Source organism: Rhodopirellula maiorica SM1 (assembly GCF_000346295.1).
GTDB lineage: Bacteria > Planctomycetota > Planctomycetia > Pirellulales > Pirellulaceae > Novipirellula > Novipirellula maiorica.
Map to the genome: position 1 here is coordinate 1 of NZ_ANOG01000457.1, position 8,786 is coordinate 8,786.

Genomic DNA, 8,786 nt, shown 5'->3' on the forward strand with positions numbered 1-8,786 from the left:
GCGCTAACGAGGCAGCGTTTATTTCGATTCATCACGGACCATAAGATGTGCAACGAGCTGTAACATCTCGGCATTGTCGATCGGCTTGCTGATGTAGTCGGTGCAGCCGGCTGCAATACAAGCTTCGCGATCGCCCTGCATTGCGTTAGCGGTTAATGCGATAATCGGGCGATCGAAGCCTTGTTGACGCAGCGTTCGCGTCGCTTCGTAACCGTCCATCTGTGGCATTTGCATGTCCATCACGACAAGGTCAAACGGTCGATCACTAAGCTCGGCCTGTTGAACTTTTTGGACCGCATCGTGCCCGTTGTCCGCCGTCTCGATGCTGGCACCGGCGTTTTTCAAAATGCGTGCCGCCAAATAGCGAATGTCACGTCGGTCGTCAACGATCAGAATCGAACCGGTGATTTTGACGTTGTTTAATTCGACCGTTGGCTTCGACGTGGAATTGAGGTCGGGATGGATGTGACGGACGTTTTCGTTCGTGCCACAATCCACCGCTAATGAAAACACACTGCCACGACCGAGTTCGCTTTGAACTGAGATGTCACCACCAAACATGCGGGCGAAACGGCGGCAAATGGTCAATCCCAATCCGGTGCCGCCATAGTTGCGGGTTGTCGACGCGTCGGCTTGAGCGAATGGCTCGAACAACGCATCAATTCGATCTTGGGGAATTCCGATCCCCGTGTCGACCACGTCAAACTGTAACTGGGACGCCGCCGCGACATAGCGAACCACCAGCCGCACGGATCCGGTTTCGGTGAACTTGATTGCGTTGCCCAGCAAGTTCACCAAAATTTGACGCAACCGCAGTGCGTCGATTTCAATGGTTTCCGGGATCAATCCATCGAATTCGATTGCAAAATCCAACCCTTTCGCTTGGGCGCGTGCCTCGAACAATGAACGCAGATCGGACAACATGTGGTCCAGCCGCACGCGGTCGCGTTCCATGATCAGTTTTCCCGCATCGATCTTGGATAGATCGAGAATATCATTGATGATGTGCAGTAAGAATTTCCCGTTGCGACGGATGGTTTCCAGGTAGTTTCGATGCTTCGGGTCACTCAAGATGTCACTGAGGATATCGACATGGCCAAGGATGGCGGTCATGGGTGTGCGGATTTCGTGCGACATGTTGGCTAGAAATTCGCCCCGACTTTGATTGGCGACTTCGGCAGCTCGCCGTGCTTGTTCTAACGACGCTTCATATTCTTTTTGGGCCGTAATGTCTTGGATCATGCCAACCAATCGCACCGCGTGACGCTGGTTGCCTTCGCCAACGAAGAATGAGTGTCCGATATCTCGCAGCCACCGCGTTTGGCCATCGACAATAATACGGAATTGATGGTCGTGCCGTTCGGTACCGCCCGGCTTGATCGTTTCCTTATAACATTGCTCGAACGCATCTCGATCCTCGGGATGCAACAAGCTTCGAATGAGCTCCCGAGAAATTCGTGTGTCGGTAGGCAATTGCATCATCTGGTACAGTTCGGGTGACCAGACCGCTTGCTCTTTTTGAATGTCGTAATCGTAGCTGCCAAAGCCGGTGGCTTCACATGCTAATCGCAAGCGAGCCTCGCTTTCACGAACGAGCCCTTCGTTACGACTGCGTTCGGTATTGTCGCGAATCACCACTGCAAACCCGGTATGTTGGCCTAGATCATTTTGGATTGCCGTGATCACACCGCCTCCCCAAAACGTGCTGCCGTCGCTGCGTTGTTGCCAGCGTTCCGAGCTGAAATGGCCACTTTGGCGTGCTTCGACAAGTTCCGCGTCCAGTCGTCCCTCGTCGCGATCTTGTTGGGTGCCCAGTATCAAAAACGATCGACCAATGATGTCATCATCGGCGTAACCAAATAGCCGTTCGGCACCTCGATTCCAAAGCGTGATCTTGGCGTCGGCATCTAACATGAAAATCGCGTACTCGGTCGCGTTTTCCACCAACAACCGATAGCGTTCTTGGCTCTGCTGTAAATTTCGTTCTGATTCCTTGCGTTTGGTAATTTCAACGAAGGTGATCACGATGCCTTCGATACGATCGTCCGTACTGCGGTAGGGTAACACGCGAGTCAGATACCAGTTTCCCGAGTGGTCTTGAACTTCGCGTTCGATCGGTATCAGTGACCTAAGCACTTCATCGCAATCGGCCAGCATCTCTTCGTAGCCAAGCCGGTGGGTGAAATCCGAGAGCGGCCGGCCACGATCGGCCATTCGCACGTTAAACAATTCGCTGATGGCCGGCGTGAACCGCAGGATCCGCATCTCGCGGTCCAGAAATAACGTTGCGATATGAGTGGCGGCTAGCAGGTTTTGGAGGTCGCTTGAAAGCTGCGCTAGTTCTTCGACTTTGTGTCGGTTTTCCTGGTTTACGGTCTGCAGCTCTTCATTCATGCTCTGCAGTTCTTCTTTGCTGGTTTCCAACTCTTCCATCGTCGAGCGGAGTTCTTCGTTGGTCGATTGCAATTCTTCATTGCTGGCCTTCATTTCTTCTTGGCCCGTTTCGTACTCTTCGATGATGGATTGCAATCGCTGTTGCGTCATCTCGAGTTCGCTCTGCAGTTCGGCTACTCGGTGGTCGTTTTCGGTAGTCGTCGATCGGTTTCCCTTTGTTGCCGTCGCGGAAACCGATTTTGCGATGATGGGTTGTTCATTGAAAATGACCAACACGAATCCGTCTTGGTTGGGTTCGATCGCAGGTCGCGCATCCATTGTCACCTGCGCGGAGTCGCCGTTGAAACGAACCTCGATCGGTTTACCCGCTGTGGGCTGCGATCGCTCGCGAGTCGAATGTAAGATCGATCGCAATTCAATCCGTAGCTCTTCGCGAACGAGTTTCAGAACGTTGGCTGTTAATTCCCCGCCGGGATGAATCAGATAGCGCCCGGCGTGCTCCGAGATGTGCACGACTTTATCATCCGGCGAGATCAATAAGCTTGGCGGTGCGTACCGTTCGACCATCCGCGCATGCAATGTTCCATAGGCAAGTGGATGATTGCGAGCTTCGCTCCCACGTTTGTCGCCGATCATATGGCCTGTGGTCAGCGGAAAAACCGGCAGTCGTGGTTCGGGGGCCGGCACATTGCGTTTCTGATAGATGCATTCCTTTTTGTGTTGGGACCGAAACAGTTCCGAGTTTTCGACAGTTTCGGAAGACCCTAACACCAGCCATCCGTCCAAACGCAATGCGTAGTGGAATAGCTCGATAATATCTTTTTGGATTTCGCGTTGCAGGTAGATCATGACGTTGCGACAAACAATCATGTCGAGCCGCGAAAATGGCGGGTCGCCTAGCAGATTGTGGGGCGTAAAGACGACTAGCTCGCGGATCTCTTTGCGGATCCGATATCCGCTGTTTTCTTTGATAAAAAATCGTTTCAGCCGCGCCGGGGATACATCGGTGGTGATGTCGCCCGAATAGAATCCATCACGTGCGGTGGCAAGTGAATGTTCATGTAAATCGCTAGCAAAAATCTGTACCTTCGGTGGAGTTTCTTGCTTCGCTGCCTGCTCGGTCAGCAGCATGGCCAACGAGTAGGCTTCTTCGCCCGTCGCACAACCGACACTCCAAACTCGAATCTCGTCGTCGGGCCCTTTGCTCTCAAACAACTTTGGAATGATAACGCGTTCCAGCCGACTGTAGACCTCGCCATCGCGAAAGAAATTGGTCACCGTGATCAATAGATCATCTGCCAAAATCTGCACTTCTTCGGGTTCCTCTCGCAACCGCTGCACATATTCGCCAAGCTCGCGGATTCGGCAAAGCTGCATCCGGCGCACGATCCGACGCATGATGGTCGATCGTTTATACCGCGTGAAATCCCAGCCGACACGAGCATGTATTTGGGCAAAAATCTTCTGTAGCAAAGCGAGTTGCGCATCGGTCAGTGCCTCGCCACTGGTCGGCACCTCAACACGAGGTCGGGATTTTGCCAGCGTCAATACTTCGCTTGCGATCCGCGACAGAGGCAAAACCACGTCTGCCAACCCGGTTGCGACCGCGCTTTGCGGCATGCCATCGTACTCGGCGTCGTTAGGGTCTTGGACAATGACCACGCCACCACGTTCTTTGACCTCCTTCATCCCAAGCGTGCCATCGCTACCGGTGCCGGTCAAAATCACCGCGATCGATTCGCCATCATGCGTTTTAGCAAGTGTACGAAAGAAGTGGTCGATCGGAGCGCGTTGTGATCGCTCAGCTTCCAGTTCGTCTAAACGCAAATGCGTGTCGATCGCCGTTAAGTTGCAACCCGGTGGAATGACGTAGACCTGATTCGGTTCTAACGGAATCGTTTCCGTGACTTGCTGGATGGGGATTTTCAGTTTCGGCTGCAGAATTTCCGCTAAATGGCTTTCGTGTTCAGGCGACAGATGGACAACAACGACAAACGCGATTCCCGAATCGCTGGGAACATCAGAAAAGAATTGACGCAGCGCTGCGAGACCACCCGCTGATGCGCCAATGCCAACCACGATGCAAGGATCTGGACGATGATTCGGATCCGATTCGTGGTTCGATGGCGTCACAGGGGGCCTGTCTAGGTAGGTATTGAGTTCATTTCGCAGATCCGAATTTTATCAGTCTTTAATGATGATGTCGCTAAGCGAAGTCGTCGGCACGTTACCGAATTCGCCAAAAAACATGTCGCCCCATCCGCCGACGATCCAGACCCATGATCAGAACAGTGATGGTCGAGACAGTGATGTTAAGGATGTCGCCACCGATCTGGCTCCCCTCGCTTTCGCCGGGCTTGTCCCGGTCGGTGCGACAACTGGCTGCTACCTGGCAAGCCGGCCAAGGCGGTCTTCCCTTTCCCCGCGAATCGCCGGTGTGATTCGCGGGGAATGGCAACGCTGTTTGTAGCGGTGCGGCGCAAGCCGCCCGGTCTAATCCGAACGTTTCACTCGCCAGAGTTCCTGGTGTTTCAACAGCAAACATGGGAATTCTGGCGAATCTCACTACTTGAGCATCCCCCAATGGTTGCCAAAGTAGATGGCATTGGGCCCCGCGCCGTGCCGCTACAAAATGCTTCACAGCGTTTGGCGTCAGGGCTAGCGATCAAATCCGTTCACGCATCTTTTACTTTGGTGGGTTTGCCGTCGCGAATCGATTGAGCCATCGCGGCCAGAATCCGCATGTCGGCCAATCCCTCTTCGCCCGGTGTTCGCGGTGGCCGATTGTCGCGAATCACTCGCGAGAAATGATCCATCTCGGACGCAAAATGGTTCGCCTCGGTGATCTCGTGGTGGGTTACAACCGAGTGCGAACCGGCATCCGATGGATGATGTGTCATCAAACGCTGGCCGTTGTAGCTGAACGCAGGCGATAATTCGATAACGCCATCGGCGCACGCCACGCGGTAGAAGTCACTGCGATGCGTGCCAAAGCTACAGTCCAAATTCGCCAAGACGCCTGAGGGGAAACGCAACAAACACGAGACGCTCTCGGGTACCTCTGCGAACCGTGGAGCGTCCTTGGGTTGATGAGCTTGAGCAAAGACTTCGATGGGTTCTTCGCCAGTCACGTAGCGTGTCGCGTTAATGGGATAGACGCCGACATCGCCGACGGGGCCACCACCTAGCTCCGCTGATAAACGGATATTCGGTGCCTCGACGTTGATACAAAAGCTGCCGCTGAAGGTTTTGATCTCACCGAATCGCTTCTCTTTGCAAAGCTGCATTACCTTACGATTGAATGGCTCGTAGTGAAGTCGATACGCGATCATCAGCTTACGATTTGCCTTGTTTGCCGCATCGATCATGCGGCGACACTCATCGATCGATACAGCCATCGGTTTTTCGCACAGCACATGTTTGCCCGCTTCCAATGCACGAATGGTAAACTCGGCATGCATCGAATTGGGCAGCACGATATAAACGACGTCGATGCGGTCATCGCCAGCGATCTTGTCAAAATTTTGATAGTTGTAAATTGCGCTATCGTCGACTCCGTAAGCCTGAGCAACGGTTTTCGCTTTGTCGGCATGGCCGCTGACTAGTGCGGTCGGCTTGGATAATTCACATTGCCCAAACGCGGGCATGATCTGGCCGAGCGCGAGCTGACCAAGTCCGACGACCGCCCAACCATATTTTTTCTGATGAGTTTTCGGTAGTTCGAGATTAGGAGGTTGTTCGCCCGGCGGTGCAAGCGGCACTTTTTTACCCGTGGTTTTGATCGATTGCCCGCCAACCGGTTGAATCTGTGAGTCGTCGGGGAATGAGTTGGCTTGGTCCGCAGCCGCCGCCTGGCTGGTGCCCGCAGCGATGGCCATCGAGGCGGTTCCAAGTTGAGCGAATTGGCGACGGTTCAATGAGTTGTTCATAGTGGATCGTTCTCACGTCACGGGGGTGTTGGAGTCGTTGCGAAAGTCGTTCTGGTTTTATGCGGCTTCGTGATCGTGCGCTCTCGGCGGCGAAGCCCGCGCGTATCGAAGTTGCGATGTTGTTATAGGGGCAACGCCCCGGAAGTTTGCCTAGCCCAGCCCAACGGGCTGGGTCCAAGGAATTCAATGAACCGTAGGGCCAACGGCCCGGTCGTTTGTTCGGCTCCATTGACGATTCCTAGGCAATTCGCCGGGCCTTTGGCCCGGCACACGATGATCAGCGCAACATCGAAACTGACGCGTCGGGTGATGAAGACGCTGTAGGCTGCTGGTCCTGTTTAAATCATTCGGAGCGTTGCTTTTGGTTTTGATGCGGTTGATGATTTTTCATCAGAATCGGTTTCCATGTCTCCATTCGCGCGAACAGATCGTCCATCGCAGCGACAACCTGGTCCGACGAACCTTGCCAACGAAAACCCGTTGTCTTGCCCTCGTGCGTGATCTCGACGTTTTCCATCAGTGTCGCCATCGGTTCGCTGCCCTCGGACCACAAGCGTTCGTAGGCGACAATGCCATCGAGAATCGCTTTGGTTTGTTTTGCAACCTCCTCGGACTGCGCCACGAAATCGGCCTGTTCGTACAACATGCCGTCGGATTGCTCGCCAAACGACCAATTGATTTGCTGGTGTTGTGCAAGGATCGGCATCGATACTGGATGTTTTTTCAGTTCGCCCAAATTGATCGCTGCTCCGTACATCCAAGCGTTTTTGATGGCGTCGGTTAATAGCGGAGAGTCTTTGCCGTCTAGCGATGGCGAATCGCCGCTCAACAGTTTCAGAGCCTGCTTGGCATTATCGACCGAAGACGCCAACAGGATTGTATCCGAATCGACCATGACCACGGTCATTTCTTCGTCACCCGAGGGACCTTGTTCGGACGGCTTTTGCTTGGACAGCGTGACCGTGTGCAGCGTGTGATCCTGCCACTGTGTTGTGCGATGGTTGGTGGCTTTTCGCAGTCGCGACTCGATCTTGTCCGTTTCGTAGCTGGCTTGAATAACCACCGTCCCGGTGTACTGGCGATAATCTCGACTGAACATTGTCAGTGATTTGAGGTCTTCAGGCGGATCGATGCCGTAACGTTTGTTCATCCAGCCCTGGACCATCTTGCGTAGCATCGGTTTCTCGTCGCGGATTTTTTGCAACACCTTAGAATCGCTGAGCGATTCGTAGTCGATGTGGACGACCCATTGTGCATCGGCGGGCACATGTGCCGGCTCAAGACGATCCGCATTGGCCGATGACAGACCGATTGTCGTTAGCAAAGCGAGCGAAAGAATTGCCAGTCGTGGATGAAGACGTGCCGGTGTGTGGGGGATGGAATGAAACATCGTAGGCTCTCCGAATAAGTGGCGTGCGAGTTCGTCCGTAGAAGCTGTTCTACGGCTGTGGTCGAGACTGCGATCGTCATGCCAAAATGCGGATCACGCTGTGATCATCCAGCGGCCGTGTCCTCGAGATAGGGCGTGAGTCCCACCGACAACGAAGCGTGTTGGACGCCCGCAATTGCCAGCTCCACGCCAATGGAATGGTATGTCGTTTGCAACTTCGGCATCGGAATACTTCACAGCGTTGGTTTCGCTGCAATTCAAACTCAATATTTAAACGGAGAATCGAGATGTACCTGCGACTCTTTCCAGTGTTGGGGCTGTCAATGTTCCTCTTGGCCGGGTGCAATCAAGACGTCGATGACGCCGTAAATCAAGATGTGACGCCCGATGAGACGACCGAGGCGGAATCAACTTCGTTACCGCCAAATACCGATGCGGTCGCGGATGCGAACACGAACACGACCATTAGAGCGATGTGCAAGCTGGTGCCCATCGGTGACAGCAAAGTGAAGGGAGCGGTCAGCTTCACCCAGCAAGGTGATGTGGTTAAGGTGCACGGCGAGGTCACCGGGTTGACTCCCGGCAAGCATGGTTTTCACATCCACGAACATGGCGATCTGTCGGACAAAGAAACGGGCAAATCCGCTGGTGGGCACTACAACCCAACCGACCAGCCACATGGAAAGATGACGGACGAAAAGCGTCACGTCGGTGATCTTGGCAATATCGAAGCGAATGACGAAGGGATTGCGTTGATCGATATTGACGACTCGGTGATCTCCCTGAGTGGTGAGCATTCGATCGTGGGGCGGGCGCTCGTGATTCATGCCGGTGAAGACAAGTTCACCCAACCAAGTGGCGACGCGGGTGATCGTGTCGCGTTTGGCAAGATCGAAAAGCAAACGGAATAACGCCGTTTCCGCTTTTCCTATATTAGCCGCTTTGACGCTAGCCACGGTTCCGACCTTCAACCGTGGCTGGCAGCTTGTAGATTTAATGAAGTTTGCTATGGCAAGGGGGGACAGATGGACTGCCTGCTCCGTCATTGGTGCATTCGACGGACTTGGAAGTCC

The 8,786-nt window shown here is 53.9% G+C and carries 4 protein-coding genes; 1 reads left to right on the forward strand and 3 read right to left on the reverse strand.

Annotated elements, in window-relative coordinates; all coding sequences use genetic code 11:
* Positions 1 to 18: 18 nt before the first annotated feature.
* From RMSM_RS36885 to RMSM_RS14395, 3 genes are all read right to left on the reverse strand, one after another.
* Positions 19 to 4,527 carry a chemotaxis protein CheB gene (locus tag RMSM_RS36885; RefSeq protein ID WP_008697320.1) on the reverse strand — a complete coding sequence of 1,503 codons (4,509 nt, stop codon included), beginning with the start codon at positions 4,525 to 4,527 and terminating at the stop codon, positions 19 to 21.
* Between the two features lie 542 nt (positions 4,528 to 5,069).
* Positions 5,070 to 6,323 carry a Gfo/Idh/MocA family protein gene (locus RMSM_RS14390; RefSeq protein WP_008697325.1) on the reverse strand — a complete coding sequence of 418 codons (1,254 nt, stop codon included), beginning with the start codon at positions 6,321 to 6,323 and terminating at the stop codon, positions 5,070 to 5,072.
* 343 nt (positions 6,324 to 6,666) lie between these two features.
* Positions 6,667 to 7,713 carry a hypothetical protein gene (locus tag RMSM_RS14395; protein WP_040766681.1) on the reverse strand — a complete coding sequence of 349 codons (1,047 nt, stop codon included), beginning with the start codon at positions 7,711 to 7,713 and terminating at the stop codon, positions 6,667 to 6,669.
* A gap of 287 nt (positions 7,714 to 8,000) precedes the next feature.
* Between RMSM_RS14395 and RMSM_RS14400 the strand changes: the two genes are divergently transcribed.
* Positions 8,001 to 8,624: a superoxide dismutase family protein gene (locus RMSM_RS14400; RefSeq protein ID WP_052031639.1), complete on the forward strand. Its 624-nt coding sequence runs from the start codon at positions 8,001 to 8,003 to the stop codon at positions 8,622 to 8,624.
* Positions 8,625 to 8,786 lie beyond the last annotated feature (162 nt).